General features: G+C 65.3%; 25 protein-coding genes and 1 riboswitch. Of the genes, 10 read left to right on the top strand and 15 right to left on the bottom strand.

Annotation, left to right across the window (positions count from 1 at the left end; all coding sequences use genetic code 11):
• Positions 1–20: 20 nt before the first annotated feature.
• Both KTJ89_RS04615 and KTJ89_RS04610 read right to left on the bottom strand, forming a co-directional pair.
• Positions 21–884, bottom strand: coding sequence for an SDR family oxidoreductase (locus tag KTJ89_RS04615; RefSeq protein ID WP_259356910.1), 864 nt, complete (start codon positions 882–884; stop codon positions 21–23).
• On the bottom strand, positions 881–2257 hold the full coding sequence (locus KTJ89_RS04610; protein ID WP_259356909.1) for a flavin-containing monooxygenase: 1377 nt from the start codon (positions 2255–2257) through the stop codon (positions 881–883). Before KTJ89_RS04610 ends, KTJ89_RS04615 begins: the two co-directional genes overlap by 4 nt.
• 48 nt (positions 2258–2305) lie before the next feature.
• Between KTJ89_RS04610 and KTJ89_RS04605 the strand changes: the two genes are divergently transcribed.
• A complete protein-coding gene (locus KTJ89_RS04605) occupies positions 2306–2986 on the top strand; it encodes a TetR/AcrR family transcriptional regulator (RefSeq protein WP_259356908.1) in 681 nt (226 codons plus the stop codon).
• 77 nt (positions 2987–3063) lie between these two features.
• Here KTJ89_RS04605 and KTJ89_RS04600 read toward each other — a convergent pair whose 3' ends face one another.
• Positions 3064–3909: a DNA-formamidopyrimidine glycosylase family protein gene (locus KTJ89_RS04600; protein WP_259356907.1), complete on the bottom strand. Its 846-nt coding sequence runs from the start codon at positions 3907–3909 to the stop codon at positions 3064–3066.
• A 232-nt stretch (positions 3910–4141) separates the two neighbouring features.
• Here KTJ89_RS04600 and KTJ89_RS04595 point away from each other — a divergent pair, with 232 nt between their 5' ends.
• Positions 4142–6076, top strand: coding sequence for an aconitate hydratase (locus tag KTJ89_RS04595; RefSeq protein ID WP_259356906.1), 1935 nt, complete (start codon positions 4142–4144; stop codon positions 6074–6076).
• Positions 6077–6257: 181 nt separating this feature from the next.
• Here the strand turns inward: KTJ89_RS04595 and KTJ89_RS04590 are convergent, their stop codons facing one another.
• The 3 genes from KTJ89_RS04590 to KTJ89_RS04580 all read right to left on the bottom strand — a co-directional run bounded on the left by KTJ89_RS04590 (position 6258) and on the right by KTJ89_RS04580 (position 10072).
• Positions 6258–7736: a catalase gene (locus KTJ89_RS04590; RefSeq protein WP_259356905.1), complete on the bottom strand. Its 1479-nt coding sequence runs from the start codon at positions 7734–7736 to the stop codon at positions 6258–6260.
• 235 nt (positions 7737–7971) lie between these two features.
• Positions 7972–9339 (bottom strand): hypothetical protein, encoded by a 1368-nt coding sequence (locus tag KTJ89_RS04585; RefSeq protein ID WP_259356904.1) that lies wholly within the window; start codon positions 9337–9339, stop codon positions 7972–7974.
• Between the two features lie 199 nt (positions 9340–9538).
• Positions 9539–10072 carry a HutD family protein gene (locus KTJ89_RS04580; protein ID WP_259356903.1) on the bottom strand — a complete coding sequence of 178 codons (534 nt, stop codon included), beginning with the start codon at positions 10070–10072 and terminating at the stop codon, positions 9539–9541.
• Positions 10073–10382: 310 nt separating this feature from the next.
• Between KTJ89_RS04580 and KTJ89_RS04575 the strand changes: the two genes are divergently transcribed.
• A complete protein-coding gene (locus tag KTJ89_RS04575) occupies positions 10383–11765 on the top strand; it encodes an MFS transporter (RefSeq protein WP_229664224.1) in 1383 nt (460 codons plus the stop codon).
• 54 nt (positions 11766–11819) lie between these two features.
• On the opposite strand, the gene KTJ89_RS04570 is transcribed toward KTJ89_RS04575, so the two are convergent.
• Positions 11820–12182 carry a VOC family protein gene (locus KTJ89_RS04570; protein ID WP_259356902.1) on the bottom strand — a complete coding sequence of 121 codons (363 nt, stop codon included), beginning with the start codon at positions 12180–12182 and terminating at the stop codon, positions 11820–11822.
• Positions 12183–12305: 123 nt separating this feature from the next.
• Between KTJ89_RS04570 and KTJ89_RS04565 the strand changes: the two genes are divergently transcribed.
• The 5 genes from KTJ89_RS04565 to KTJ89_RS04545 all read left to right on the top strand — a co-directional run bounded on the left by KTJ89_RS04565 (position 12306) and on the right by KTJ89_RS04545 (position 16794).
• Positions 12306–13331, top strand: a complete 1026-nt coding sequence (locus KTJ89_RS04565) for an ATP-grasp domain-containing protein (RefSeq protein ID WP_259356901.1) — start codon at positions 12306–12308, stop codon at positions 13329–13331.
• 71 nt (positions 13332–13402) lie between these two features.
• Complete coding sequence (locus KTJ89_RS04560; protein ID WP_259356900.1) at positions 13403–14020, top strand: nucleoside/nucleotide kinase family protein; 618 nt, start codon at positions 13403–13405, stop codon at positions 14018–14020.
• An 85-nt stretch (positions 14021–14105) separates the two neighbouring features.
• A riboswitch (TPP riboswitch) is annotated at positions 14106–14212 on the top strand.
• On the top strand, positions 14207–14905 hold the full coding sequence (locus KTJ89_RS04555) for a TenA family protein (protein ID WP_259356899.1): 699 nt from the start codon (positions 14207–14209) through the stop codon (positions 14903–14905). It overlaps the preceding riboswitch by 6 nt.
• A gap of 32 nt (positions 14906–14937) precedes the next feature.
• Positions 14938–15282 (top strand): hypothetical protein, encoded by a 345-nt coding sequence (locus KTJ89_RS04550; RefSeq protein WP_259356898.1) that lies wholly within the window; start codon positions 14938–14940, stop codon positions 15280–15282.
• 30 nt (positions 15283–15312) lie between these two features.
• On the top strand, positions 15313–16794 hold the full coding sequence (locus KTJ89_RS04545) for a phytoene desaturase family protein (protein ID WP_259356897.1): 1482 nt from the start codon (positions 15313–15315) through the stop codon (positions 16792–16794).
• A gap of 16 nt (positions 16795–16810) precedes the next feature.
• Here the strand turns inward: KTJ89_RS04545 and KTJ89_RS04540 are convergent, their stop codons facing one another.
• Both KTJ89_RS04540 and KTJ89_RS04535 read right to left on the bottom strand, forming a co-directional pair.
• A complete protein-coding gene (locus tag KTJ89_RS04540) occupies positions 16811–18007 on the bottom strand; it encodes a hypothetical protein (RefSeq protein ID WP_259356896.1) in 1197 nt (398 codons plus the stop codon).
• A complete protein-coding gene (locus KTJ89_RS04535) occupies positions 18004–18993 on the bottom strand; it encodes an EamA family transporter (RefSeq protein WP_259356895.1) in 990 nt (329 codons plus the stop codon). The genes KTJ89_RS04540 and KTJ89_RS04535 overlap by 4 nt, the downstream gene beginning before the upstream one ends.
• Before the next feature lie 72 nt (positions 18994–19065).
• On the opposite strand from KTJ89_RS04535, the gene KTJ89_RS04530 reads away from it, so the two are divergent.
• Entirely contained in the window at positions 19066–19971 is a 906-nt protein-coding gene (locus KTJ89_RS04530) for a LysR family transcriptional regulator (RefSeq protein WP_259356894.1), read from the top strand.
• On the opposite strand, the gene KTJ89_RS04525 is transcribed toward KTJ89_RS04530, so the two are convergent.
• The 3 genes from KTJ89_RS04525 to KTJ89_RS04515 form a co-directional block, all read right to left on the bottom strand.
• Positions 19968–20852 carry an HTTM domain-containing protein gene (locus tag KTJ89_RS04525; protein ID WP_259356893.1) on the bottom strand — a complete coding sequence of 295 codons (885 nt, stop codon included), beginning with the start codon at positions 20850–20852 and terminating at the stop codon, positions 19968–19970. The two genes, KTJ89_RS04530 and KTJ89_RS04525, sit on opposite strands and share 4 nt — an antisense overlap.
• Positions 20849–21442, bottom strand: a complete 594-nt coding sequence (locus KTJ89_RS04520) for a hypothetical protein (RefSeq protein WP_259356892.1) — start codon at positions 21440–21442, stop codon at positions 20849–20851. The genes KTJ89_RS04525 and KTJ89_RS04520 overlap by 4 nt, the downstream gene beginning before the upstream one ends.
• Before the next feature lie 129 nt (positions 21443–21571).
• The gene (locus tag KTJ89_RS04515) at positions 21572–22387 is read right to left on the bottom strand and encodes a DUF8083 family protein (protein ID WP_172175322.1); all 816 of its coding nucleotides are present in this window, start codon (positions 22385–22387) and stop codon (positions 21572–21574) included.
• A 127-nt stretch (positions 22388–22514) separates the two neighbouring features.
• Here KTJ89_RS04515 and KTJ89_RS04510 point away from each other — a divergent pair, with 127 nt between their 5' ends.
• Positions 22515–22724 (top strand): DUF3073 domain-containing protein, encoded by a 210-nt coding sequence (locus KTJ89_RS04510; RefSeq protein ID WP_139470410.1) that lies wholly within the window; start codon positions 22515–22517, stop codon positions 22722–22724.
• Between the two features lie 422 nt (positions 22725–23146).
• Here KTJ89_RS04510 and purM read toward each other — a convergent pair whose 3' ends face one another.
• From purM to KTJ89_RS04495, 3 genes are read right to left on the bottom strand one after another with little or no spacing between them, the layout of a single operon-like run.
• The gene (gene purM, locus KTJ89_RS04505) at positions 23147–24244 is read right to left on the bottom strand and encodes a phosphoribosylformylglycinamidine cyclo-ligase (protein WP_259356891.1); all 1098 of its coding nucleotides are present in this window, start codon (positions 24242–24244) and stop codon (positions 23147–23149) included.
• Position 24245: 1 nt separating this feature from the next.
• Entirely contained in the window at positions 24246–25727 is a 1482-nt protein-coding gene (gene purF / locus KTJ89_RS04500) for an amidophosphoribosyltransferase (protein WP_139470412.1), read from the bottom strand.
• Positions 25728–25771: 44 nt separating this feature from the next.
• Positions 25772–26269, bottom strand: coding sequence for a hypothetical protein (locus KTJ89_RS04495; RefSeq protein WP_259356890.1), 498 nt, complete (start codon positions 26267–26269; stop codon positions 25772–25774).
• Between the last annotated feature and the right edge of the window lie 39 nt (positions 26270–26308).

The raw sequence follows: 26308 nt of genomic DNA, 5'->3' as shown, positions 1-26308 counted from the left end.
CAACGGATAGATCTGGAGGACTATTCCGCCGAGGCGGCCCACCCCTGACCGCGCCCCGCGCGGGAGGTCGTGAACGCCGCGACCTCGTAACCGGTGCGGGCGTCGGCCCTCACCTGCGCGACCTGGTCGGGCACCATGGCCCCGAAGATACGGTCCCTGACCGGCTGCGGCAGGAGATCGGCCAGGCGGGTCACGGGACCGATGAAGCCGGGTACGGTGATCTCGAAACGGGGCCGGGCGACCGCACGGACGACGGCGACCGCGACATCGTCGGGACGCAGCAGCGGACCCGCACCGGTGCCGGTCCCCGCGGCCAGGACGGTGTCGACGACGGCGGGCATGACGGCGGTGAAGTGCACCCCGGTACCGCGCATCTCCGTGCGCACAGCCTTGAGGTAGCCGAGCACTCCGTGTTTGGTCGCCGCGTATGTCGCCTCGCCCGGGGTGGGCAGGATCGATGCCGCCGAGGCGACCGTGATGAGATGACCGTGCCCGGCCTCGCGCATGGCAGGTGCTGCGGTCTTGATTCCGTTGATGACGCCGAGGAGGTTGACCTCGAGCTGAGCGCGAGCCGCTCCGTTCGGTTCCTCGTCGAAGGAACCGACCCACATGATGCCGGCATTGTTGACGAGCACATCGACGGGGCCGAGATCGCGGCGGACGAATTCGAGGAAATCGGCGAAGGAGTCCGGATCGGTGACGTCGAGGCCGAAGGCGCGCACTCCCAGTTCCGCGGCGGTGTCCTCGGCCGCTTCGAGGTCGCGGTCGCCGATGGCGACTCGAGCGCCGGCCGCGGTGAACTGTGCGGCGATCGCCTTGCCGATTCCGCGTGCCCCTCCGGTGACGGCGACGATCTTCCCGCGGGTCGTGCCGAAGCGTTTCATGCGGCGATCGATCCCTTCTTCATCTCCCGGTCGATCTCCCACAGGTAGTGGTCGAAGTCGACCTCCATCGTGTGCCGGGGCGAATCGTAGAACTGCTTCTTGTTCCGGCAGTCATCGCGAGCCATCTGTCTGACCATGTCCCGACGGCTCGGCAGTTCGCAGGATCCCGTGAGGATCTTCGCCACCAGCTTCGACTGGGCTTCGGACAGCGGCATGACCGCACCCACCGGCTGGAGCAGGCCGATGAAGAACAGACCCGGCCGGTCGGGGTGGACACACCGCTTCCACAGCGGCAGGTCGTTGTTCGCGACATCGACGACGTCGGAGGACAGGAACGGAAACGACACCCGGTACCCGGTGGCCCAGACGATGAGGTCGGCCGGGGCTGAGGTTCCGTCGGTGAAGACGACGCGGTCGCGCTCGAGGCGTTCGATCCCGGGACGCACCGTCACGGCACCGGCCTTGAGGCGATCCCGGATGGCATCCGACTGCACGGGGTGGGACTGGCCCGGCGTGTGGCCGGGCACCGGCAGTCCGTATTTCTTCAACCCGCCGGAGAGGATCGCGCCGAGGCGCAGCCGGGCCGAGGTCATCCACCACGGGGCCCACCCGGGCAGGACGATCTGGTCGGCCGCCATGCCCATGATCGTCTTCTTCATCACCCATTGGCCGCGTCTGATCGAGAGGGTGACGTTGTTCGCCCGGCGCGAGCCTTCGACGGCGATGTCCATGGCCGAGTTGCCGGCACCGACGACGACCACATCACGTCCCTCGAGCTGGTCACCGCTGCGGTAGTCGTGGGCGTGGATCTGTTCGCCGGCGAAGTCCCCCGGGTAGGCAGGGTCGGGCCAGCGGGCATCCCAGTGGTGGCCGTTGGCGACCATCACGGCATCGTAGTGCCGGGTCTCCGACACGGCATCTTGACCTATTCCGGATCTGATGTCGACATCCCAACCGCCACGGCCGCCTCGGCGAACATCGGTGACTTCGGTGTTGAAGGTGATCGTGTGACCGAATCCGAAGTGGTCGACGTAGTCACGGAAATAGTCGAAGACCTGATCGTGGCTGGCGTAGTGCGGGTAGTGCTCGGGCATCGGGAAGTCGGAGAAGGCCATGCGCGGGCACGAGGTGTTGATCTGCAGGGTCTCGTAGCAGGCGCTCTGACCATTGGGGTTGTCGAAGAGCCATGTGCCGCCGATTTCGCTGCCCTTTTCGAAGCAGTCGAAGGGGATGGCCGAGGTGTAGAGCGTCTTCGCGGCGGCGATGCCGGAGGATCCCGCTCCGATGATGCAGACCTTCGGCAGAGAAGGGTCCGGGGCGACCGGGGCGGTGGGGGCCGGTGCGCGACGACCTTGTCGAATCATGTAAGCCATGTCACAGAGTATGCCAGTGAAAATATGAATTTTCACTATAATGGGAGGATGGATTCTTCTCCGGCCCAGCCTTCTTCCCCACGTCGCTGGCACGGCACCCTGCGGTCGGAACGGGATTCGGCGCGTCGTACGCGCCTGCTCGACGCGGCGCTCGAGCTCTATGGAACGATCGGGTTCCGCAAGACCTCGGTGCAAGCCCTGTGTCAGGAGTCGGGGGTCTCCAGCCGGTCCTTCTACGAGCTCTTCCCGACTCAGGAGAGTCTTCTCGAGGACCTCTACATCGAACTCAACGAGGAGATCACCACGGTCCTCGACGAGGCGCAGATCCCCTCTGACGCCACTTTGGCCGAAGCTGCCAGGCTGATCGTCGGCGCGGCCCTGTCGCCGATGCTCGATGACGAGCGCAAGGCTCGCGTCCTCGAGGTCGAAGCCGTCGGCATCTGCGACTCACTCGAGGAACGGCGTCATCAGACGATGCGACTGCTGGCCGCCTCGGTGCAGGGAGCCTTCGACGAACTCGATCACGCCTACGGCCTGACCGCGCCGGCGGCGTCGAATGACCTCACAAGCATCGTCCTCGTCGGCGGAATCACCGAGACGCTCGTGCAGCGCATTCACACTCCCGCCGATGAGCGATCATCCCGGGATGAGTTCCTCACCGCCATCACCGAGGTGGCCCTGCGTGCCCATGGCATCGCCGACCGCCATTTTCGCCTCCGCCCAGCGTGAGAGTGCGGTGAGCGCGGTACAGATCCTGTCGATGGTGCCGTCCATGCCGGTGGTCGGACCTCACTTGAGGAGGCGCATCACTTGAGGAGGCGGTCCATTCGACGGTCGGAGAGCTTCCTTCCGCCGGTCTGACAGCCGGGGCAGTACTGGAGGGATTTGTCGGCAAAGGACACCTCGGCGATGATCTCCCCGCAGACATGACAGGACTCACCTGTGCGGCCGTGAACGGAGAATCCGCGTTTCTTCGCGGTTTTGATCTTGCCCGGCGGCAGGCCGATGAGGGCTGTGCGAGCGACATCGAGCACCTCATGGATGGCGGTGTGCAACGTCTGCGGGTCGACGGTCTTCGCGGTTGCGAACGGGGAGAGCTTCGCAGCGTGGAGAATCTCATCGGTATAGGCATTGCCGAGGCCCGAGATGATTCTCTGATCTTCGAGGACCGTTTTGATCCGGGAGGTCGACTCGGACAGTGCCGCGGCGAGTTCGTCGACGGTGAGACTCAGGGCGTCGGGGCCGAGCGATGCGAGGGCGGGCACCTCGGAGAGGTCGCGGACGAGGGAGACGGCGGCGTTCTTCTTCGATCCGGGTTCGATGAGGTCGAAGGCGGCTCCCGAGGCCAGGGCTACGCGCATTCCCAACGGCCCTTTGCCCATCCGGATCGGACCACTCGGTGCGGTGTCGTGCCAGTTCAGCCAGCCCATTCGGGCGAACCGGCAGACCAGGTTAAGTCCGTCGAAGCCGATGATGAGGGCTCGCCCACGGCGGGCCACCTCGGTGATTTCAAGTCCGGCGAGCGCATCGATGCTCGGGTCGACGGTCTTGAGCAGGCTGAGCTCGGCGATGTCCGCGCGGGTGACGAAGTCCCCGACCAGCCGCGGACGCAGGAAGTCGACCAGCGCGTCGACCTCGGGCAGCTCCGGCATAGTCCCAGTATCCTCCTCACCGCCCAATCCCAACAGTCCCCAATTGCTACCTGACGGCGGCTCAGCAACCTCGCGCGAGGTTGGTGAGCCGCCGTCGGGTAGTTCTGAGACGCGCAAACCCGGTCGCAGGAGGTGACCGACCTTGAGAACCCGTCGGTCGAGGACTAGCGTGGATTGACCACCGCAAACCGAGTGGCTTCGGTGGATCGCTGACTGCCGAAGGAGGCGGACAATGGCTGAGAACGTTGCTCAGAAGCTCATCCGGTCACATCTGGAGTCCGGGGAGCTCGCTCCCGGAAACGAACTCGGGATCCGGATCGACCAGACTCTCACCCAGGATGCGACGGGCACCCTGGTCATGCTCGAGCTCGAGGCGCTCGGCCTCGACCGCATCCGCACGGAACTGTCCGTGCAGTACGTCGATCACAACCTGCTGCAGACCGATGAGAAGAACCCGGAGGACCACGAGTTCCTCCGCTCTGCCGCGGCACGGTTCGGTCTGTGGTTCTCCCCTGCCGGCAACGGCGTATCCCACCCCGTTCACCAGTCACGATTCGGAAAGCCCGGAGCCACTCTCATCGGTTCCGACTCGCACACCTGCGCTGCCGGCGCCCTGGGAATGCTCGCCATCGGCGTCGGTGGGCTCGAGATCGCCATGGCTATGGCCGGTGAGCCCCTTTTCATCAGCGCGCCGCAGATCATGGGCGTCGAGCTCACGGGCACCCTGCCCGACTGGGTCTCGGCCAAGGACGTCATCCTCGAGATGCTGCGTCGCCACGGCGTCAAGGGCGGAGTCGGAAAGATCATCGAATATCACGGGGGCGGACTGAAGAACCTCACGGCCATGGACCGTCACGTGATTGCGAATATGGGTGCCGAGCTCGGCGCCACCGCCACGGTCTTCCCCGCCGACGATGCCGTCCGCGACTACCTTGAAGCCGTCGACCGCGGTGAGGATTTCACGCGCATCGAGGCCGATGAGGGCGCCGAATACGACCTCTCCGACGTCATCGACCTCTCCCAGCTCGAGCCACTCATCGCCGCACCTTCGTCGCCGGGCAATGTCACTCCGGTGCGCGAGGTCGCCGGCGAAGACGTCTTCCAGGTCGTCGTCGGCTCCTCGGCGAACCCGGGTCTGAGGGATTTCGCCGTCGTCGCCGAAACACTTGCCGACCGCCAGATCCACCAGCAGATCTCACTCGACATCAATCCCACCTCACGGGAGGTCCTTGCCGACCTCATCGCCGGCGGGTGGCTGACCTCTCTGGTGGGATCCGGGGCCCGGATCCACCAGTCCGGATGTATGGGCTGCATCGGCATGGGTCAGGCTCCTGCGGTCGGGCGCAACAGTCTGCGCACCATGCCGAGGAACTTCCCCGGCCGGTCCGGCACCGACGAGGACGCCGTGTGGCTGTGCTCGCCGGAGACCGCGGCCGCTGCCGCGCTGACTGGGAAGATCACCGATCCTCGCGATCTCGACATTGACTATCCCGAGGTGCGGTTGCCCGAGAAGTACTCCGCGAACCGCAAGATGCTCGTCCCACCGCTGGAACCGGAGGAAGCCCGGTCGGTCGAGCTCGTCAAAGGAACGAACATCTCGACCCTGCCGGACTTCGAACCGCTGCCCGATGACATCGATCTGGAGATCCTGCTCAAGGTCGGCGACAACGTCTCCACCGACGAGATCATGCCCGCCGGATCCCGCGTTCTGCCGTACCGGTCGAACATCCCGAAGATCTCCGAGTTCGTCTATATCCAGGTCGATGACACCTATGCCACCCGCGCCGCCGAGCACGACGGAGGGCACGCGATCGTCGGTGGGGACAACTACGGTCAGGGGTCCTCACGCGAGCATGCGGTCATCGCTCCACGCTATCTCGGCCTGCGGGTCGTGGTGGCGAAATCGTTGGCGCGGATCCATTGGCAGAACCTCGCGAACTTCGGCGTCCTCGCTCTCGAGTTCACGAACGAGGCCGACTATGAATCCCTGTCCCAGGGTGATGTGCTTGAGTTCCGTGGTCTGCGCGATGAGCTCGGTGAAGGGACGACGATCACCGCCGAGGCGGCCGGCCGAAAGTTCGAGTTCCGCCATGGCCTGTCGCCGCGTCAGGTCGAGATGGTCCTCGCCGGCGGTCGCATCGCCCAACGCGCCGCCCACCTCAGTTGACTCCACGAACTACCTGACGGCGGCGCAGCAACCTGGCGCGAGGTTGCTGCGCCGCCGTCAGGTAGTAATTGGAAGAGAGGAAAAGAGAAGGCGGCCCGGACGCTCCCGCGGTGGGGAGGTTCCGGGCCGCCGTCTTGTGCCGAGCGCTCGATGCGTCAGGCGCTCAAGATCTCAGGCTGGTTCAGCCCTTGACCTTGGCCTCAATGGCAGCGCCGACCTCGGCGTCGATGTTCTTCCAGTACTGGATCGCGTTCGACAGCACCGGCTCCTCGACTCCGTCGGAGAGTGCGCCGGCCACAGTCTCGATGAGCCCCTGGCGCTCCTCCTCGGAGTAGACCTCGCGAACCAGGGTGTGTGCCTGGCCGAAGTCGTCGTCCTCGGCGTGCAGGCTGTAGGCGCTGCGGACCAGCTCGCCATCGGCCTCCCAGCCGTTGTCGACCGGTCCCTGCTCGTCCTGGAAGGAACGTCCGTACGAGTTCGGGGCGTAGACCGGTGCATTACCCGAGTGGTGGTACTGCATCTGGCCTTCCTTGTCATACGAATTCGTCTTCGTGACAGGGGCGTTGACCGGCAGCTGGTTGAAGTTCGTGCCGATGCGGTTGCGCTGTGCATCCGGGTAGGAGAACACACGTCCCAGCAGCATCTTGTCCGGCGAGAGCCCGGTTCCCGGCACGGTGTTCGAGGGGCTGAAGGCAGCCTGCTCGATCTGCGCGAAGTGGTTCGAGGGGTTCTCGTTGAGGGTGAACTTGCCGACCTTGATGAGCGGGTAGTCCTTCTTCGACCAGGTCTTGGTCAGGTCGAAGGGGTTGAAGCGGTAGTCCTTGGCTTCTTCGTACGGCATGATCTGCACGCTGAAGGTCCAGGACGGGTAGTCCCCGCGCTCGATGGCATCGAACAGATCGCGACGGTGCATGTCCGCGTCCTCGCCAGCCATCCGACCGGCTTCCTCGTTGCTCATGTTCTCCACGCCCTGGTCGGTGTGGAAGTGGTACTGGACCCAGAACTTCTCTCCCTCGGCGTTGACCCACATGTAGGTGTGCGAGGAGTAGCCGTTCATGTGGCGCCAGCTCTTGGGCAGGCCGCGGGGTCCCATGAGGTAGGAGACCTGGTGAGCCGACTCTGGCGAGAGCGACCAGAAGTCCCACTGCATGTTGTTGCTGCGCAGACCCGAATCGGGGGTGCGCTTCTGCGAGTGGATGAAGTCGGGGAACTTCATGGGATCGCGGACGAAGAACACGGGGGTGTTGTTGCCCACCATGTCGAAGTTGCCCTCTTCGGTGTAGAACTTCAGTGCGAATCCGCGCACGTCGCGCCAGGAGTCGGGCGAGCCGAGTTCACCGGCGACGGTGGAGAAGCGGGCCAGCATCGGGGTCTTCTTGCCCGGCTGCAGGAAGTCGGCCTTCGTGTACTTGGAGACGTCTTCGGTGACTTCGAGCTCACCGAATGCGCCGGATCCCTTGGCGTGGGGGCTGCGCTCGGGAACACGCTCACGGTCGAAGCGAGCAAGTTTCTCAACCAGAGCCACATCGTGGAGCAGCAGCGGCCCGTTCGCGCCCACACTCAGCGAGTGAGCATCGGATTCCCGCGGCGCACCGGACTCGGTCGTCGATGCCTTCGTATTGTCGTGACCGGCATATTCATGATCTGTATGTTGCGTCATAACATCTCCTTCAACCGTTTGATTTCAGGCGTCGTCGCCCAGCCCGCGATCACGGCCACCGGTGAGATGCGGTTCCCGCCGGTGCAGCTGATCGATCGGCTGAGCGCCGTTCGCCCAGTCTCGTTATCCCGACTTCGGCAGAACACTGTCGGAGTTGGTTTCAACCTAGCGATGTTCTCTACTTCATACAACCAAGGGTGGGCTGTCTAAATTCCCGTCCTCGACGTTGTCCGGCTCACCCCTCCGCCGAGGCGGCCAACCCACCACCGGAACCGCCGGTCGAGCCGCCGGTTCCGGATCCGCCCGAACCCGACGAGCCGCTGCCGGAACCGCTGCCCGACCCGTCCGAGCCGGATCCGGAGCCTGTGCTGCTGTTTGTCCCGCCGCTGGTGTCCCCGGTGGTGCCGGTGCCATCGGTCGAGGTGGAACCGCTGCTCGTTTCGGTGCCGTCGGTGCTCGTCGAGCTGCCGGTGGAATCGCTCGTGCCCGTCGTCGTGTCCGTGCCCTGAGAGTCCTGGCCCTCGGCCGCACCTTCGGTGTCGGTCTCCCCCGCCGAGGTGGACTGACCGTTCTGGGTGTTCGATCCGCTGTTCGATGAGCTCTGACCGCCGTCGGCGCCCGACCCGGATCCGCTCGACGATTCGTTTCCACTGCTTCCGGAGTCCGAGGCCCCGTCGTCGGTGACGGATTCGTCGTTCGTCGACTGCCCGGTCACCGATCGTGAGATCTGCGAGGTGCCTGGTGAGATATCGGCTTCGGTGAAGTTCTCGGCCACAACGACCGCACCGAGTCCGATTCCGAAGGCAGCAACGCCGATCGTCAACGGGTAGAGGACCCGTTTCCGACGCAGCTTCTGCCACCAGGAGCGGGGCTCGCTCTCGGTTTCACTGCCGTCGCCGTCCTCGGCTGTTCTGTCATCCGGCGCCGAGGCGGCTGATGCAGTCGCATGGCCACCGGTGGGCTCCGGCGGGGCGAAGGCCGAATCCTCGGCAAGTGTCTGATCGACAGTTGCGGTCTTCGCGGTGGGGTTCTTTGCGATCTTCGCCTTGACGGCCGGGGCCAGCTTGGAGCCGACCTCTTGGATCTTCTCTTTGCCTTTGTCGAGGCTGCGGCCGTAGAGGGTGACGGCGAGACCGGTGACGATGCTCGCGATGCCCGCGCCGACGACGGTGCCGGCGACGCCGAGCTGACCGCCGATGACCGAGGAGGTCGCCGCGGCACCGGCACCCGCGATCAGCTGGGTGGCCGAAATGCGCCCTTCGGACTTCTTCTCGTCGGCACCGCCAGTCGCTTCTCTCGCCGGGCTTCCGTCCCCCGACGGCACCGAGGCGGTCCGCTGCCCGTCCTCGGTGCCCACGGTCTCCGCCGACACGCTCCTCGCCGGACTTGCTCCGGTCCGATCGTCACTGCGGATCGGATTGGGCGGCATCACCGGAGTAGTGACATGCTCGGTCGGCGCCGCCTCGGCACGAGGCCTCTCCGCGATCTCCTCGGTGATGAGCGGCAGAGTCTGAGAGTGCCGCGGCGCGCTCGTCGGAGCCTCACTGCCGGGAGTCGTCCGCTGCTTGTCCGTCTGGTCGGTTTCGCCGTGATTCGATGCCAATGGTCCTCCATAAACACGTACTTCTCACCAGTATCGGACTCGAGTGTGCGGGCATCCTGACCCACCCCCTCGCAGTCTGGGAGATCGCTGACCCACCCGACCGCGGATAGGCGTGTTGACCTGCGAAAACGACGACCGGTGTGATGCGGCAGACACGCGCTTCACACCATTTCCCCAGCGGTGTGGGCCCCGTCTTCCCTCAACGCAGGAGGACTCCGCCGAGGCGGTCCGCCGGACCGTCGGAACCGGTGAGTTCGAACAGCTGGAAACGCGGGCGGTCCGGGCTCGACGCGAGGGTGAGGAGGAAGGCGGCGCCGTCGTCCGCCCTCACTGCGTGTTCCTCGTCGGGGCCGATCATCGCCAGCTCTCGCCGAGGCGGGTCGACCGAATCCGACTGAGCGACTATGAGATTGACTGCGAAGCACGGCTCACCCAGTTCAGTGAGCACGACGGCTCGGTCCCCGCGGAAGCGCAGCGGAGTCAGCCGGGGAATGCGGTGTGTTCGACCGTCGACGGACAGCACCACCTCGGCGGTGGGCAGGAAGGTGCGCTCCATCCCTGGCAGGACGGAGAACTCGGCGGTGCGATCGAGCCGTGCGATGCTCAGTCGCCACGGCCGCGCAAGCGGGGTCAGATTCTCGGAGTCGGCGAGGGAGACGAGCTCGGTCGTCTCCCCGGCACCGTTGGCCCAGGGAACGGGATCACGATCATCAAAGCTGGTGAGAAGGCGCATGGAACCACTTTAGACGGACCTGCGACGGGCTGTTCACAACCTCGGAATCGGGGGTTCCCGCGCAATCGGGGTTGCCATGAGAGCTGAGAGGGCTAGCCTTGAGTGGTGTTTTTCGTCGGGGCGACCCGGCTGAGAACAACGACATCAACCAGAACGATGAGGGGCTCGCGGAGACGACTGCGCGTGATTCTCACACTCTGTGGATTCGCGCCCGGGTCGCGTTCCCGCAAGCCTCTCACCGGCAATCGGAGGGAGGGACATGTTCGGACCGGATAATGTCCGCCGGCGGTGGCGGCCGGAAGAGATCACAGTGACCAAGCCCGACGTCACGAAGCGGGCCATCGGCGCCGCGGCCATCGGCAACATCACCGAATGGTACGACTTCGGTGTCTACGGCTACCTCGCCGTCGTGATTGAGGGAATCTTCCTGCCGGAGGACTCAGGACCGATCGGGACCGTCATCGTCGCCGGACTCTTCGCCGTCGCCTTCCTTGTCCGTCCGCTCGGCGGTCTGGTGTTCGGCCCTTTGGCCGACAAGATCGGGCGCAACAAGGTGCTGGCGATGACGATGATCATGATGGCCGCCGGCACCTTCCTCATCGGTGTCATCCCCGACTATGCGACCGTCGGCCTCTGGGCACCGTTCCTGTTGCTGGCCTGCCGTCTGCTCCAGGGCTTCTCCACCGGCGGCGAGTACTCGAATGCGATGACCTTCATCGCCGAATACGCACCCGACCGGCGCCGCGGCTTCCTCGGCAGCCTGCTCGAGGTCGGAACGTTCACCGGCTACGTCCTCGGTGCACTCGTCGCCACGATCATGCAGGCTGTTTCGACTCCCGAGTTCCTCGAGTCGTGGGGCTGGAGGATCCCGTTCTTCGTCGCTCTGCCTCTCGGCTTCATCGGCGTCTACCTGCGCACGAAGCTCGCGGATACTCCTGCCTACAAGGAGATGGAGAAGCTCTCCGAACAGGAGGAGCAGAAGAACCACGCTAAGGGCGAGTTCAAGAAGATCTTCAAGCTGTGGCCGAACCTGCTGGCCTGCTGTGGTCTGGTGCTGGCCTGGAACGTGACGAACTACATGCTCACCTCCTTCATTCCCGTGTACTTCCCGATGGTCGAAGACCTCCAGGGCAGCGGCGGAGTCTCAGAACTGACCTCGCAGGTCCTGCAGATCATCGTCATGGCCTGCTGTCTGGCGCTGATCCCGGTCATCGGCAAGCTCTCGGACAGGCTGGGCCGCAAGGCCGTTGTGCGCGCGGGAGCGCTCTCGCTCATCGTGCTCTCGTTCCCGTCACTGTGGCTCATCCGCGGGCACAACGACTTCGTGGTCTTCCTCGGCCTGCTCATCATGGGGCTCAGCCTCATCTGCTTCAGCGCTACGATGCCCTCGACTCTGCCGTCGCTGTTCCCGACGATGGTCCGCGCCGGTGCACTGGCGATCGCGTTCAACGTCTCGATCTCGCTGTTCGGCGGCACGACGTCGTTCGTCATGACCTCGCTCATCAACGCCACCGGATTCCTCATGTGGCCGGCGATCTACCTCATGGCCGCTGGAGTCATCGGGCTCGTCACGATCCACTTCGTGCCTGAGAGCAATCGTCGTCCGCTGTGGGGTTCGACTCCGTCGGCGGCGTCGAAGGAAGAGGCGAAGGACCTCGCCCAGGAGCTCAACGAGGAGGCCGACCTGGTCTGAGCCGGCGCGTGTCAGCGCCGATGGTCTCTCCGGATCAGCTCTGGGCGGGGCCGGTCATCCCTTGCATAGGCAGAACGGGTGACCGGCAGGGTCGAGGAAAACCCGGAACGTCTCGCCGGGCTGTTCGGGGGCTTTGCCCGCACCGATCTCGAGCACGGATTTCTCAGCAACATCGAGGTCGTCGACGATGACGTCGAGGTGCATCTGCTGAGGGTGGGCCTGACCGGGCCAGCTGGGCGCGTGATAGTCCTCGACCTGCTGAATGCACAGCGGGGGCCAGGAATCGGAGGTGACTTCCGCCCAGGTGCCGTCCTCCTCGACCGCGACCTTCCAATCGAGGAGCTGCCCGTAGAACTCTGCGAGTTCGGCGGCGTCGGGAGCATCGAGTACGACCACAGGTTGCTTTGCGATAGCCATGACCTGAGTCTACGCCGCAGCACGGACATGACGAAGGGGCCAACGACGGTCGGGGTGGCGTAGGCTCGTTGAGCAGATCCGCCGGGCGAGCGATCGCGCCGGCACCCCGAGCAAAGGTTCGCGATGAGTTCTCATGCCCTGCCCGTCGGCGACGGTCCGGCGGTGCACATCATCCACGACAATCCGGAATGGATCGCTCCGTTCACGGATGCGCTCGACCGCCTCGGCGTCGCCCATGTCGAATGGCTGCTGCCCGAGACCACGATCGATCTCGACGCCGAGCCTCCACAGGGGATCTTCTGGTCGCGGCTGTCGGCGTCGGCGCACACCCGGACCGATCCGCATGTGAAGGAGTACGGGCGTGCGGTCCTCGACTGGCTCGCCGCCGCCGGCCGCCGAGTCATCAACGGACGCGATGTCTACGAGCTCGAGGTGAGCAAGGTCCGTCAGCATCGCGAGCTGGCCGGCCGGGGCTTCGATGTTCCGCGCACCGTCGCCGCGTTCGGACCGCGGGCGCTCGTCGACGCCGCGGCCGGCTTCACTCCCCCATTCATCACGAAGCACAATCAGGGCGGCAAGGGCCTCGGTGTGCGTCGCTTCGACTCCCACGCCGAGCTCGAGGCGGTCGCCGATGAGTTCGCGCCCGGTGGAGCGAATGCGCCGATCGACGGCATCACCCTCATCCAGGAGTATGTGCAGCCAGCTCAGCCGTTCATCACCCGTGCCGAATTCATCTGCGGACGCTTCCACTATGCGGTGCGCGTCGACGTCTCAGGTGGGTCGTTCGAGCTGTGCCCGGCCGATGCCTGCACGATTCCGAGTGCCGGGGCCGATCCCGACGTCGAGGCGGTCCCCCAGTTCGCCCGCCGTGAGGAGATCACGGCCGGAACACCGCTCATCGCTCGGCTCGAAACGTTGTTGGCCGACCTCGGCATCGAGATCGCCGGCGTCGAGTTCATCGAGACCGCCGACGGCCGTCAGGTCGTCTACGACATCAACACGAACACGAACTACAACCCGTCCGTCGAGTCCGCCGAACAGTCGGCAGGTCGTCAGCCTGCCGCGGACCGTATCGCCGATTTCATCGCCGACACCCTCGCCGAGGCGGCCCCACAGTCGGTATCCCCCGCCGGGTCCACAGCCCGGTGAGGTCCCGGGACACGGTCCTACGTCACCTGCTCGCCGATCTCCGCGTAGTCCGGCCTAGGCAACGCGCTCTCGTGGCCCTCGATGGGGTCGACGGTGCGGGGAAGACGATGCTCGCTCACGAGCTCGTGAATTTGGCCAAGACCGCTGCGGACGTTCCTGGACAAGATTCCGACCGCCGGGTCACCGCCATCAGCATCGACGGCTTCCACTTCCCTCGGGCGATTCGCTACGCCCAAGGCAAGGGGCCAGACACCTTCTATCGCCGTTCCTATGATTACGGAGCCTTCGTCGAATCCGTCGTCGAACCATTTCGACGAGGCGACTCGGTCGTTCCAGCCGTGTGGGACGTCGACAAGGATCGGCCGATAGCGCCCGAACCTCGGAGCCTGCCGAACGACTGCGTCCTCCTGGTCGAGGGAATCTTCCTCCATCGTCCCGAGCTTGTGGATCTCTGGGATGCGAGCATCTGGGTCGATGTTCCGTTTGAAGTCTCGGTCCCACGAGGAAACGAGCGATTTGCCGGACGGTTCGATACCGATCCCGAGGATGAGTCGAATCTCCGCTACGTCGGTGGTCAGCGACTCTACTTCGCCGAGGCTGCTCCGTGGGAAAACGCCACATGGGTGCTCGACAATCGCGATCTGGAACGGCCGACCCTGATCCGCCGGTCCGGGCCCGACCGGCCCTGATCTGCCAGCCCTGGCCCGACCGGCCCTGATCTGCCAGCCCTGGCCCGTTCGCTCTGACAGCACACCTTATCCCGATGATAGTGTCGAAGTGCTACAGGGGAGCGCCGAAAGGACCGGCGCTGAGAGTGCGCATGCAGACCCTTTGAACCTGATCCGGTGAACACCGGCGGAGGGAGTGGACAAGCAATGACCACCACAGATTTCGACACATCGATCACCGTGGACGCCGACGGAGCGGTATCAGCACTGGTGAGTTCGACCAGCCGGCAGTGGGCGGGAGCCGTCGATCACCGGTTCGTCCGGGAGCTCTTCGCCGGCAGCATCGACGACGCAGTGATGCGCGACTATCTGGTGCAGGACTATCAGTTCTTCGAGTCGTTTCTGTCGATGCTCGGCGCGTGCGTGGCCCACGCCGATGAACTCGAGGCGAAGCTGCGGTTCGCCCGACAGCTGGGAATGCTCGTCGCCGATGAGGACACCTATTTCGTCGACTCCTTCGCCGAATTGGGAGTCGATACAGCCGATTATCTCCACCCGGAACTGACCGCCCCGACGGTTGGGTTCCGCAATCTCATGGACTCGTCAGTCGCTTCGGCGTCGTATCCGCAGCTGCTCGTCGTCCTCGTTGTCGCCGAATGGCTCTATCTCGACTGGGCCGAGTCCCGGAAGGACATGCCGCCGCGACATATTCACCGAGGCTGGATCGATCTCCACCGAGGCGAGGCCTTTCACGGGTGGGTGCAGTTCCTCGTCGACGAACTCGAACGCGTCTTCCCCTCCGGCGACGCCGAAGCCGCCGAGTCCCTGACCCGCGTGTGGCGGCACGCCGTCGACCTCGAATGCGCGTTCTTCGACGATGTCTACGGCTGCGGAATCGCAGAATGAGATTCGCCGGGCTGACGACGTACCGGGCCGGAATGGTGATGCTGCTCGTTGCCGATTGCGCCTTTCTCGCATTCGGCATCATCATTCCGGTGATGGACGGAGTAATTCCGATCACTCAGTTCGCTCCGCTGGTGCTCAGCGCAGCGATAGCCCTCGCACTCGCGGCCGGCGACAACACGAACGAACAATTCAACGACCGTCGATATGTCTATCTGACATTGACGGCCGTGCTCGTTGCCATCGGCGCTGTCTCAACAAACGCTGGTCTGACCAGCACTTGGATCAGCTCAATTTCGGTGCTCTTGCTTTTGGTGCTGGTGTCGATCGTCGTCGACAAGAAGAAAAACGCGTCCCACGAGGCTGACGATCGAAAATAGGCCGCGCCGTTCCTCCCCTAGACTGGCCCCATGAGCACAGGTGTAGATGCAGTCGTCATCGGATCCGGCCCGAACGGCATGGCCGCCGCCGTCACCATGGCCCGTGCCGGGCTGAGCGTCGAAGTCTACGAGGCTCAGCCGACGATCGGCGGCGGCGCCCGCACCCTCGACCTCGGTCTGGCCCCCGGCGTCACTCATGACATCTGCTCGGCCGTCCACCCACTGGCCATCGCCAGCCCCTTCTTCGTCGACTTCGACCTGCGTGCCCGCGGCCTCGAGTTCACCACCCCCGAGATCTCCTACGCCCAGCCCCTCGACGGCAAACCCGCCGCGCTGGCCTTCCACGATCTCGAAAAGACGGTCGACCACCTCGGCGCGGCAGGACCGGAATGGCGGCGTTTCTTCGCTCCGCTGCTCGACCGGGTCGATGACGCGATCTGGCTCTCCCTCGGTGACAAACGTTCTGTGCCAGAGACCCTGCGCGATCTTCCCGGCATCGCGAACGTCGTGAAGTTCGGCCTGCGGCTCCTGTCCCAGGCCAGTCCCGCGTGGAACATTCCGCTCTCCCACGAATCCTCCCAGGCCCTGTTCACCGGCGTCGCCGCGCACGCAATCGGTGGGCTGCCGGCGATGGGCACCGCGGCCACGGCCACGATGCTCTCGACCGTCGCCCACGCGGGCGGCTGGCCCTCCCCCATCGGCGGATCGCAGTCGATCATCGACTACCTCGTCGCCGACCTCGAAGCCCACGGCGGAACCGTGCACACGGATGCGCGCATCGACCACGTATCGGACATGCCCGCTGCCCGCGCCTACCTGCTCGACACCTCGGCGCTGAACGCCGCGCAGATCTTCTCCGGCCTCATCCCGAGCCACGTCGACAAAGCCCTGCGCAGCTTCAAACACGGCAACGCCGCTGCCAAGGTCGACTTCGTCCTCAATGGACCGGTCCCCTGGTCCGACCCCGAGGTCGGCCGTGCCGGCACTATCCACATCGGCGGATCCCGGGCGCAGATGGCCGCCGCCGAGGCACAGGTGATGTCCGGTCGCATGCCCGCCGATCCCGTGTGCCTGATCTCGGATCCGACCGTCTTCGACCCATCCCGCGAGGTGAACGGCCTGCGACCGCTGTGGACGTATGCGCACGTGCCCTTCGACTGCCCGCTCGACCCGACCGAGTACATCACCCGCCAGCTCGAACGCTTCGCTCCCGGCTTCCGCGATCGGATCGTCGCACACAACGCGATCCCCGCCTCCGAGATGGCCGGCCACAACCAGAACTACATCGGCGGGGACATCGCCACCGGCATCGTCTCCTTCTACCGGATGATGGCCCGCCCGCGCACCAGCTGGGACAACTACAGCCTCGGCGTCCCCGGTGCCTACCTGTGCTCGGCAGCGACCCCGCCGGCACCGGGCGTGCACGGGATGAACGGCTGGTTCGCCGCCCGCCGGGCTCTCAAGTCCCGGTTCGGGATCACGGAGGCCCCGAGCCTGGCCCCGGGCGACTGACTTTCATTCAGCTCACTCAGTCCTGCACCCACCGATCAGCGTCGCTGTCATAGTGCCATTCGGCCACCTCGGTGACGGCTTCGATGACGTTGTTCAGCCAGTACGTAGTATCCGGGTGCCAGCCCGCCACGAGACTCGCGGTCCGATCGTCCGTGTTACCTGCCGTGGGGATGGTCTCCGATTTCTCGCCGAGGCGGCCCTCCGCCACGTCGATGACCGCACCGGCCGTGCGCAGATAGCCGGCCAGACCGACGTGGACACCGTCGAATTCCTCGGCCACCCGTGACCAGTCGGGGATGACCCAGCGGCCCTTGCGCCCGGTGGTCTCGGACCAGACATAGCGGCGCTGGGCGGTGACGTCGAGCGGGTAGCGGCGGCACAGATCGGCCCAATCCTCGGGTGTCCGGATCTCGGCGATGCGAGCGTCCGGGCGCAGTCGCAGACGGCAGGCTCGGGCACGCTCGAGACCGAAATCGTCCTCGACGAGTTCGACGCCGATCAGGGTTCCGTCCGGCCAGGTCCCCGTCGACGACCAGAGCCCGTCTGGCGGAGTCGACCACCATTCGCCGCTGAGCTCCATATACGGGTTCTTGGCGAAATCGTGACGGTAACGGGTTTCCGTGGTGAGGACATCTGCAAGCCACTCGTCCAATCCCCATGAGAGACTCGCCCCGTCTTCGTCAAGAGGCGGGTATAGATCGGTCAGAGTGATTTCTATGCGCTCATCCGTCGGGCCTGTCTCGAGGTCGAAGACCGCGGGCAGTCCTGTGTGGCGTCCATTGACTTCATTGAGTTCTTTGACGTCCCAGCCCAGCGCCCACTGATCATCGGGATCGAGTGGCTTCGACCAGGCATCTAGTAAGCCCGTGGAAACGAGCATCTCGGCGAAGGGACGCAGAGCCTCGCGCACCTCGCCGATTTCCGCGGTCCCCCAATCGTCATCATCAGGAGGCTGCCAATACACTGCAGCGTCGACTACGTCGGACATGGCTTCCTTAACTGCACTCCAAGTCGGCGCAATCGGGCACAGGCACCTCAGATTGCGCACCACCGCCTCCGCGCCTGGGGCTTCTTCATCGCCAGTCCACGGAAAACTCTCGACCTGCTCGAGGGCCAGCCCGAACACGAGCGAGCGTCCCCGCGGGGACGCGAGCAGATCCTCGGCGGACAGGCAGTCGTCATGAAGGGTCGGAGGCGCATCATCGGCGGTCATGACCCCAGGCTACGCGAACCCTTGTCAACTGGCCTTGATGGAATCGCCCGCGTCGAATCCTCCGTTGGCGCGCTCACCGGCACGACCGCCTCAGCGGCGGCGAGAATCCGCGCCCCTTTCGCGGCCTTCAAACCCGCGCCGAGGACCCCGATGATGACGAGGACGGCCCCGCACAGCTCGCCTACGGTGACCCGCTCGCCGAGGAAGACGAACGCCGCGCTCATTCCGACGACGGGCACGAGCATCGAGAAGGGGGCGACGACCCCGGCGGGGTTGCGCGACATCAGCCACGACCACACGCCCGAACCGAGGATCGTCGCGATGACCACTGTATAGATCAGCCCAGCGATGGCAAGAAGTCCGGTTGGGGTGGTCAGTCCCGAAAACGACGCCCCGACCCGGTCGGGTCCTTCGACCGCAAGGGAGAGGGCGAGCATCGGCACGGGCGGGACGAGCGACATCCACATCGTCAGCTTGATCGGCTCAGTGGTGTGAGCCTGCCGGTTGCAGATATTGCCGATCGCCCATCCGAAGGCGCCGGCGAGGGTGAGGAGGAAGGGCAGGAAGCTCGCGTTCGAGTCGAAGCGCTGCCAGCCGACGACGGCGAGCCCTGCCATCGCGATGAGGAGGAAGGCCATCTGCGAGCCGCGGACCCTCTCGCGCAGGAATGTCATGCCCAGCAGCACTGTGAAGGGGCCCGAGGCTTGGAGGACGAGGGACGCGAGGCCCGCGGGCATGCCGGCGGCCATCGCCCAGTAGAGGAAGAGGAATTGCAGCAGTCCGAAGCCGAGTCCGTAGCCGATGATCCACCGCGCTTTGACGTCGGGCTTCGGCACGAAGAGCAGCGCGGGGACCGCGAGCAGGGCGAAGCGCAGAGCCACGAGGAAGAAGGGCGGGAACTGGGCCAGGGAGAGATCGATGGCGAGGAAATTCAGTCCCCACATCACCGCCACCGAGGCGGCGAGCAGACAGTGCTTGAACGACATGGCCCCATTCTCAACTTCGAGAACAATGAAGCACAATCGCAGAGTGCTTCATCGACTCTGTAGCATGGCTTCATGGTCATCGATCCGAAGCATCTTGAGCTGCTGCGCCTGTTCGACGAATACGGCAGCGTCACCGCCGTCGCCGATGTCACCCATCGCTCCCCGTCGGCCGTCTCTCAGCAGCTGAGGCAGGCCGGGAGCGAGATCGGCCACGCTCTCGTCGAACCCGCCGGTCGCGGACTCACGCTCACAGCCGCGGGACGACTGCTCGCCGACGGCGGTCGGGACGTGGCCCGCACGCTTGCCCGGGTGCAGGCCCAATGGGAGGGCCACCTCGGCGAAGCTGTCGGAGAGATCGCCCTGACCGGGCTGCCGAGCGCGCTCACCCACCTCCTCCCCGATGCGCTGCGCAGGCTGCGGGAGGACCACCCGCACATCGATCTGCGCATGGACGATGTCGACCTCGCCGAGCACGAATTCGCGGGGCTGACCCGAGATGTCGATATCGTTGTCGCACACAGCCTCGTCGCCGAACGCCCCCTGGGTACCGACGGACTCACCGTCGTCCCGCTCGCCCGCGAACCGATCGACGTGGCCCTCGCCGTCGGCCATCGGCTTGCCGATCGCGCCGCGCTGACCCCGGACGATGTCGTCGATTGTCGCTGGGTGGGAGTGCCCCGCGGATACCCCTTCGACACGATCCTCACCTCGATCGAGCATCTCACCGGTCGCGACCTCGACGTCGTCCAACGCATCCGGGACAACCGGCTCATCGAAGCGATCGTCGCCTCCTCGGACCAGGTCGCGCTCCTCCCCCGGTTCACGACGCCGCGCGATGCGGGACTGTCACTGGTGCCGCTGACGGGGGTGACGACGACACGCTGGATCGTAGCCGTGATGCGTCCGGACACGGCCGAACGTGTCGCGGTGCGTGCTGTGATCAGCGCGCTCAGCCGGGTCGACGACGCCGCGGATTAGGCGGTGCCCGTGCTGGTGAAGCGCTTGGGCACGAGCTTCTCCAGGGGCAGGAACGCCGCCCAGCAGATGACGGTCGGCAGGAAGTGGATGCCCAGCGCCAGGTAGGTCATGAGGTGGAAGAGGAAGAAGAAGGCCACGGCCCCGTACAGCCACTTGCGCTTGAGAAACAGGACGACGGGTGAGAGGAACTCGAAGACGAGTGTCGCCCATTGCGCGGCGATGAGGAGGCCGGGCATCTCGAGGAACGGTTTCGACCATTCGGCGCCGCGGCGCATGAGCGCCCAGATGATGACCGCACCGTTGGCCCAGTGGGTGATGTTGCCTGAGGCGATCCACTTCATCACCACCGAGTAGAAGTAGGTGAGGACGACGGAGATCTGCACCATCCGCAGCGCCCAGCCGGCCCGCGCCGAGGCGGTGCCGACGTCCCGAAAGCGCGCCGTTCCGACCGTCGGCAGGACGAAGGCGGCGATGACGAGCGCCATATGATCATGGGCGACGTAACCGTAGCCCTGCGTGTAGAACATCCACGCGCCGAAGCTGAGCGCCACCGCCCAGCCGCTGAGGCGCTGGATGATTCCGGCGGCGGCGAGCAGAGAGAAGACGATGATGAGGGTGAGCAGGATCTGTGCGCCGAGGACGCTGACGGCGGGAATGTGAAGGAACCGGGCCAGCCACAGTGGCTGGTAGAACTCCGGCGTCCAGCCGTGGGCGATGACATCACCGGAGATCGTGAGCACATCGATGATGATGAACAGGTAGATGAAGACACGGAACACGGCCACCCGAGCGAGGGGGACCTCGGGCATGAACCAGCGGAGGAACGGATTTGTGGGGGCCGCCTCGGTGGGGGTCGACCTCAGGGTCGGGATGCTGCTCATCGGACCTCCCACTTCGCCAGCGTCGTCTGTTCGGGTTCGCCGACGGCCAGGCCGTTCTTCAGCTGTGTGGTGGTGCGGCAGAGGATCATCGCTTCGGGCTTCGGTTCGTCCGGGTGCAGCCGGATGTACGAGTCGGCCATCGACTGCAGGAGTTCGGGGTGGGCGATGACTCTGTCGAGCTGGGATTCGACGTCACCGCGTTCGATGCCGACGGTCGCGGCATTGAACCCGAGGCGGCGCGGTTCGTCCTCGCCGGGGAACTGAGCTTCGATGCACGTGGAGTTCACGGTTCCGTTGAGGTCTTTGGCGGTGGCGTACTGGGTGAGTGATCCGAGCGGGAAGAAGTCGTTCGTGTTGAGGAACTGTCCGCAGGTGAGGATGACGAAGGCGATGGCGGGAACGACGATGCGCCAGCCGATGGAGACCTTCGACAGCGGTTTCACCCGGGTCGCGGGTTTCGGGGTACCAGCGGACCTGGCGATGTCGGTCGCGGACTCACCGGCGCCGGGGCCATCGGACGCACCGGCGGGGTCGGGCCCCTGAGCAGCGGGGTCCTGGCTCGTCAGGAGACGTCGCTTCTTCTCTTCCATACGCTTGCGGGACTCGTCCTCTCGGGTGCGGCTCGTTCGCAGACAATCCTATCCGCCCTTCTTACTACCTGACGGGGGCTGAGCAACCTGGCGCCAGGTTGCTCAGCCCCCGTCAGGTAGTAATTGGGGTCAGGAGCTGCGGGCGTAGAGGTTGAGCTGCTCCCAGCCGGCCGCATACTTCTGGAAGGCAGCGACCGCTGACTCGGAATCGTTGTTGCTCAGCGCCGTGACCCACGAGTCGACGAGTTCCGCGGCTTCGCTCGGCCACAGCACATCGGACATCCCGCCGAGGTCGAGTTCGAGGACCGAGTTCATGTCGAAGGTGTCGATCCACTCGGCCAGAACCGAGGTCTGCTCGACCATATCGACGACCTTCGAGGTGTCCGCGATCGTCTCCGAGGCCCATTCCATGCGCGCCGAGGCGGCCAGGATATCCGTACGGATGAGCACCCGGAGGCCCTCGTCGGTCTCCTCGGTGATGATCTGATCCTCGGTCAGAGAGAAGAACAGCCACCACGACGGGGGCACGTCCCAGGCAGAGACGCGGGTGAAGATCCGCGTGTCCTTGGCGTCCTGCAGCCACTCCGCACGACGGCTGGCGGCACGTCGGCGAGCGGACTTCGGAGCGACGATGTCCAAGGTCGCCTTCGAGGTGTGCTCGGCCAGCGAATCGAGCGCCTCCCATCCACGAATGTCTTCCTGAGCAGGGCAGAAGCGGTCCACCCCGTCCGCGGTCTGAGACGCTGGAAGGTAGATCGGAGTGCGCCGAAAGGAATCAGCCACGGGCGAAGGCGGCAGGGAGATCAAGCGCTTGTCAGCGTCGTGGGAGATCTGCTCCTCGATGCGTGACCGGTTGTCCTCCACCTGCCTGTCTTGCAATTCGGAATGCACCACAAGGGGTTCGAAGATCCGCAGGGTGACGACATAATCGCGACGGTAGGCCATGGGTTCAGCCTATCCAAGGTCCACTCACAAAATGGAACTTCCCAGTATGAACAGGTAGGATTTAAGCGCATAGCAGAGATCTAGTCCGGGGCCATTCGCCCCATTGACGACGGAGGGGGTCACGCCAGTGGGTCGCGGCCGCGCAAAGGCAAAGCAGATCAAGGTAGCTCGGAAGCTGAAGTACTACAGCCCGGATACCGACCTTAATAGACTCCAGCAGGAGCTGGGCGCCGACGCGAGCAAGTCCGGTCCGTCCGATCCGTACGACGATGAACCCGACTACTCGGATTACGCCGACAAGTACAATGTCGACGATGACGACGAGTACGAGAACTGATCTCGGATGAGTCCAGCCGCACACGGCTGATCTGACACGCACAGAGGGCGGGGACTTCGGTCCCCGCCCTCAGTCGTGCGCGCAGACGGTCGTAGGCCCGCCGGTCCATCCGCTCGTGGGCATTCCCCCGCCGAGGCGGCGCCCGCCATGCGCAACCGCGCCGAATGACCGAGAACTCGAGTTCCATCCCCTCGCCGAGGCGGCTGTGACCGAGGAGCATCACGCGCCGTTGAGTGCAATTCCTCCACTCCCGCGGCCATCACAAACCGCAAGCAGCACACCCCCGTGCAGGAACACGAGGGTGTGAGACTAACGGTGTGCGAAGCCTCTGCGCCGAGAGGGCGAGACTAACGGTGAGGGATGCCCCGCGACCAGGCCAGCCGCTTGAGATCTGCTGAGCCGCCGCGCGAGCCACTCGAAAGCTACTGCAGGATCGCGGCGCCGCCGTCGACGCCCTTGGCGCCCTGCACATAGTAGGGATCGGTCGCCAGAGAACCGTCATCGGCGGCGACTTCGCCGAGCACCCAGGCTCCGGGGCTCGCCTTGAGCACACCATCGACCGACGCTGCGTCGACGACGAGGACCATGCCGACGCCGAGGTTCCAGGTGCGCTCCCGGTCGTCCTGCGGCACTCCGCCGAGGTCGCCGAGCACGGAGAACACGGCCGGGATCTCCCACGAGGCGCGCGACATCTTCGCGACCAGACCCTGCGGAAGCACCCTGGCCACATTGGCCGACAGTCCCCCGCCGGTGACGTGCGAGACCGAATGCACCGCGTCGGGCAGTGCGTCGAAGAGAGCGGCGAGCTCGCCGGTGTAGACATGAGTGGGAACGAGCAGCTCCTCACCGAGGGTGCGCCCGAATTCCGACACATGCGTATCCAGGCCCCATCCCGCCTCGGCGATGATGTGGCGGACCAGCGAGTATCCGTTGGAGTGGATGCCCGAGGACGGCAGACCGATGAGCACGTCCCCGGCACGGACCTTTTCCGGGCCGAGCAGTTTCGAGGCCTCGACGACTCCGGTGGCGGCACCGGCGACATCGTACTCATCGACCCCGAGCAGACCCGGGTGTTCGGCGGTCTCCCCGCCGACCAGTGCGACACCGGCCGAGGCGCAGGCGTCGGCGATTCCGCGCACGATATCAGCGATGCGTTCGGCCACGACCTTGCCGCAGGCGATGTAGTCGGTCATGAAAAGAGGCCGGGCACCGCAGACGATGATGTCGTCGACGACCATACCGACGAGGTCGTAGCCGATGGTGTCGTGCTTGTCCATGGCCTGAGCGATGGCGACCTTCGTACCCACACCGTCGGTCGACGAGGCGAGCAGCGGACGCTCGAAGTCCTTGAGCACGGAGACGTCGAAGAGTCCGGCGAATCCGCCCATCCCACCGACGACCGAGGAGTTGTGGGTGGCCGAGACCGCGGCCTTCATGAGTTCGACGGCGCGGTCTCCGGCCTCGACGTCGACGCCTGCGGCGGCATAGGTGGTGGACTTCGGGTTCGCGTCGGAACTCAACTCAGCATCCTTTGTCGGCGGGGGTGTTGTTGACGGGAATCGGGTATTCGCCCGAGAAGCAGGCGGTGCACAACTGGCTGCGCTCCTGCTGGGTGGCGGCGATCATGCCGTCCAGAGAGATATAGCCCAGAGAATCGGCACCGAGGTTCTCGCAGATCTCGTTCGTCGTCAGTCCGTTGGCGATGAGCTCGGCCCGGGTGGCGAAGTCGATGCCGTAGAAGCACGGCCATTTCACCGGCGGGGAGGAGATGCGCACGTGGACCTCTGCCGCTCCGGCCTCCCGCAGCATGCGCACCAGCGCCCGCTGGGTGTTTCCGCGCACGATCGAATCGTCGACGACGACGAGACGTCGTCCTTCGATGTTCTCCCGGATCGGATTGAGCTTGAGGCGGATGCCCAGCTGCCGCAGGGTCTGTGACGGCTGGATGAACGTGCGTCCGACATAGGCGTTCTTCATCAGCCCCTGGCCGAACGGGATGCCCGAGGCCTCGGCATAGCCGACGGCCGCCGGCGTTCCGGATTCGGGAGTGGCGATGACGAGGTCGGCGTCGACCGGGTACTCCTCGGCGAGCTGCCGGCCCATCTGGGTGCGCGCGGCGTGGACGTTCTTGCCGGCGAGCATGCTGTCGGGACGCGCGAGGTAGACGTATTCGAAGACGCAGCGGGCCTGGTCCGGTTCGGCGAAGCGGTGCGAACGCAGACCGTCCTCGTCGATGGCGATGAGCTCCCCGGGTTCGACGTCGCGGACGAACTTCGCACCGACGATGTCGAGCGCCGCGGTCTCCGAGGCCACGACCCAGCCGTTCTCCAGCCGTCCCAGTGACAGGGGCCTCACCCCGTGCCGGTCCCGGGCGGCGTAGAGGGTGTGCTCGTCCATGTAGACCAGCGAGAACGCACCTTCGACATGGGGCAGCAGGGTCAGGGCCGCCTCGGTGAGGTTCTCACCCTCTTCGGTCGCGAACAGCTCGGTGACCAGGGAGGTGTCGTTCGACGAATCACGGAAGGGCCGGGTGCGGGACGTCTTCTTCGTGGCCTCCTCGACGACCTTCGTCGCGTGGTCGCGACGGGAATCGGCCATGGCCTCGAGGGCGTCGAAGTTCGTCAGATTGCCATTGTGTGCCAGCGCCACAGTGCCGAACGGAGTCGGCCCCAGGGTGGGCTGAGCGTTCTCGAACGACGGTGATCCGGTCGTCGAATACCGCGTGTGCCCGACGGCGATATGGCCCTGCAGAAGCTCGAGATCGCGCTCATGGAAGACCTGAGAGACCAGGCCCATGTCACGGTAGATGAGGATCTGCTTGCCGTTGCTGGCAGCGATTCCCGCGGACTCCTGTCCGCGGTGCTGCAGGGCGTAGAGCCCGAAGTATGTGAGTTTGGCGGTTTCCTCGCCGGGGGCCCAGACTCCGAACACACCGCATTCGTCCTGCGGTCCGCGGTCCTGGGGGTCGATTTCGTGCGTCAGCTGCCCGTCTCCTCTTGCCACGAGTGAAATTGTCTCATACCCGCAACGGCGCTCTGACCCGGTGATCAGACTGTGGAACCGGGGGCCGTATCCCGGCCCGTTCCCGCCTCGTCCGCATCGTCGGCAGTGGGCTCAACATCGTCTGCCGCTGGTGCGGAGTCATCCGCCTCGGGTGCGGCATCCTGGCTCGCCGAGGCGGTCCCACCCTCGGCGGCGCCGGCATCCGGGTCCTCCCCGCGGGCTTCGGCGATGCGACGGCGCGCGATCTCCTTCGGGTCGTCGACCATGTCGATCTGCGCACCGACCCGGAACTCCTTCGACTTCTTCCGTCCCCGCCAATCGAGGATGAGTGCGACGAGTCCGCCGAGGAACAGTCCGCCGATCCCGAGGACGAGCAGCAGCAGGCCCAGTCCCTTGGCCACCGTGTAGCCCATCGGCATATCGGCCGGGTCGACGAAGACCGCGAGGATTCCAGCAAGCACGATGCCGAGCACCGCGCCGATGCCCATGAACACCGAGTACTTGGGGCTGCGACGGACGGAGACGTCGATCTGGTCCTTCATGATCTCCTTGGACACGTGGCCTTGAGGCCGATGAAACGC

The organism is Brevibacterium sediminis (assembly GCF_024895295.1).
Lineage (GTDB): Bacteria > Actinomycetota > Actinomycetes > Actinomycetales > Brevibacteriaceae > Brevibacterium > Brevibacterium sediminis.
This window is presented reverse-complemented; position numbering and strand designations above follow the sequence as displayed.

Excerpts from the sequence above, each read along its gene's own strand:
- KTJ89_RS04550 (WP_259356898.1), top strand. The coding sequence starts at position 14,938 with ATGGTGATGCTGCTCGTTGCCGATTGCGCCTTTCTCGCATTCGGCATC.
- KTJ89_RS04615 (WP_259356910.1), bottom strand. The coding sequence starts at position 884 with ATGAAACGCTTCGGCACGACCCGCGGGAAGATCGTCGCCGTCACCGGA.
- KTJ89_RS04600 (WP_259356907.1), bottom strand. The coding sequence starts at position 3,909 with ATGCCGGAGCTGCCCGAGGTCGACGCGCTGGTCGACTTCCTGCGTCCG.
- KTJ89_RS04525 (WP_259356893.1), bottom strand. The coding sequence starts at position 20,852 with ATGAGCAGCATCCCGACCCTGAGGTCGACCCCCACCGAGGCGGCCCCC.
- KTJ89_RS04610 (WP_259356909.1), bottom strand. The coding sequence starts at position 2,257 with ATGGCTTACATGATTCGACAAGGTCGTCGCGCACCGGCCCCCACCGCC.
- KTJ89_RS04590 (WP_259356905.1), bottom strand. The coding sequence starts at position 7,736 with ATGACGCAACATACAGATCATGAATATGCCGGTCACGACAATACGAAG.
- KTJ89_RS04535 (WP_259356895.1), bottom strand. The coding sequence starts at position 18,993 with ATGTCGTTCAAGCACTGTCTGCTCGCCGCCTCGGTGGCGGTGATGTGG.
- KTJ89_RS04605 (WP_259356908.1), top strand. The coding sequence starts at position 2,306 with ATGGATTCTTCTCCGGCCCAGCCTTCTTCCCCACGTCGCTGGCACGGC.
- KTJ89_RS04495 (WP_259356890.1), bottom strand. The coding sequence starts at position 26,269 with ATGAAGGACCAGATCGACGTCTCCGTCCGTCGCAGCCCCAAGTACTCG.
- KTJ89_RS04555 (WP_259356899.1), top strand. The coding sequence starts at position 14,207 with ATGACCACCACAGATTTCGACACATCGATCACCGTGGACGCCGACGGA.
- KTJ89_RS04530 (WP_259356894.1), top strand. The coding sequence starts at position 19,066 with ATGGTCATCGATCCGAAGCATCTTGAGCTGCTGCGCCTGTTCGACGAA.
- KTJ89_RS04580 (WP_259356903.1), bottom strand. The coding sequence starts at position 10,072 with ATGCGCCTTCTCACCAGCTTTGATGATCGTGATCCCGTTCCCTGGGCC.
- KTJ89_RS04540 (WP_259356896.1), bottom strand. The coding sequence starts at position 18,007 with ATGACCGCCGATGATGCGCCTCCGACCCTTCATGACGACTGCCTGTCC.
- KTJ89_RS04565 (WP_259356901.1), top strand. The coding sequence starts at position 12,306 with ATGAGTTCTCATGCCCTGCCCGTCGGCGACGGTCCGGCGGTGCACATC.
- KTJ89_RS04545 (WP_259356897.1), top strand. The coding sequence starts at position 15,313 with ATGAGCACAGGTGTAGATGCAGTCGTCATCGGATCCGGCCCGAACGGC.
- KTJ89_RS04520 (WP_259356892.1), bottom strand. The coding sequence starts at position 21,442 with ATGGAAGAGAAGAAGCGACGTCTCCTGACGAGCCAGGACCCCGCTGCT.
- KTJ89_RS04595 (WP_259356906.1), top strand. The coding sequence starts at position 4,142 with ATGGCTGAGAACGTTGCTCAGAAGCTCATCCGGTCACATCTGGAGTCC.
- KTJ89_RS04515 (WP_172175322.1), bottom strand. The coding sequence starts at position 22,387 with ATGGCCTACCGTCGCGATTATGTCGTCACCCTGCGGATCTTCGAACCC.
- KTJ89_RS04570 (WP_259356902.1), bottom strand. The coding sequence starts at position 12,182 with ATGGCTATCGCAAAGCAACCTGTGGTCGTACTCGATGCTCCCGACGCC.